This window comes from Nonomuraea sp. NPDC001684, assembly GCF_053596515.1.
On sequence record NZ_JBSFGJ010000891.1, the window covers coordinates 1 to 1199 of the forward strand.

Below are 1199 nucleotides of genomic sequence, written 5' to 3' on the forward strand. Positions count from 1 at the left end.
GCCCGGCGCCCTCTACCGGGAACGACGGCCCCTCACCGTGGAGGCGTGGAACGTGCCGGGCGAGCCGGTGCCCGCGCAGGCGGCGTTCGCGGCCGGCTACGAGCCGGTCACGCTGCCGCACCGGTGGGGCGACCCGTGGGGCACGACCTGGTTCCACGTGACCGGCCGGACGCCGGAGGAGATTCCCCCGGGCACCCGGCTGGAGATCGTCGTCGACCTGGGCTTCTCCGGGCCGCGTCCCGGGTTCCAGGCCGAAGGGCTCGGCTACCTGCCCGACGGCACGCTCATCAAGGCCGTGGCGCCGCGCAGCTCCCACCTGCCGTGGGACCCGGCCGAGCCGTACGTCGACCTGTACGTCGAGGCGGCGGCGAACCCGGAACTCGCCGGCGAGAACACCTACGAGCCGACGACGCTGGGCGACCGGGCGACGGCGGGCGGCGGGCCGCTGTACACCGCCAGAGCGTTCGACGTGGCGCTGCTGGACATCGGGGTGTGGGAGCTGGCGCAGGACATCTGGACGCTGGACGGGCTGATGCGCGAGCTGAGCCCCGACTCGGCGCGCCGGTGGGAGATCCTGCGGGCGCTGGAGCGGATGCTCGACGCCGTCGACCCCGCCGCCGTGTCGGCGACCGCGGCGGCGGGACGCGCGGCGCTGGCCGGCGTGCTGGCCAGCCCGGCCGCGGCCAGCAGCCACCGGATCGTCGCCGTCGGGCACGCCCACATCGACACGGCCTGGCTGTGGCCGGTGCGCGAGACGATCCGCAAGTGCGCGCGCACGTTCGCCAGCGCGGTGACGCTCATGGACGAGCACCCCGAGTACCGCTTCGCCTGCTCCTCCGCCCAGCAGCTGGCCTGGGTGAAGCAGCACTATCCGGCGCTGTTCGAGCGCATCAGGAAGAAGGTGGCCGCCGGGCAGTTCATCCCGGTCGGCGGCATGTGGGTCGAACCCGACATCAACATGCCCGGCGGCGAGTCGCTGGCCCGCCAGTTCCTGTACGGCAAGCAGTTCTTCCTGCAGGAGTTCGGCGTGGACACGCTGGAGGCCTGGGTGCCGGACACCTTCGGCTACTCGGCCGCGCTGCCGCAGATCATCGCCGCCTCGGGGGGATGCCCTCGTCGGCCCCGCCGAACAGGCCGAGGATCGGCGCGCCCAGCTCGGCGGCGTGCTGGGCGGGGCCGGGGCCGTACGGGCCGGCGAT

General features: G+C 74.2%; 1 protein-coding gene. It reads left to right on the forward strand.

Annotated features, from left to right (window positions below; translation table 11 throughout):
• Positions 1-1199 (forward strand): glycoside hydrolase family 38 N-terminal domain-containing protein (locus ACWCSD_RS52845; RefSeq protein WP_449927579.1); only part of this gene is annotated, 1199 nt, incomplete at both ends.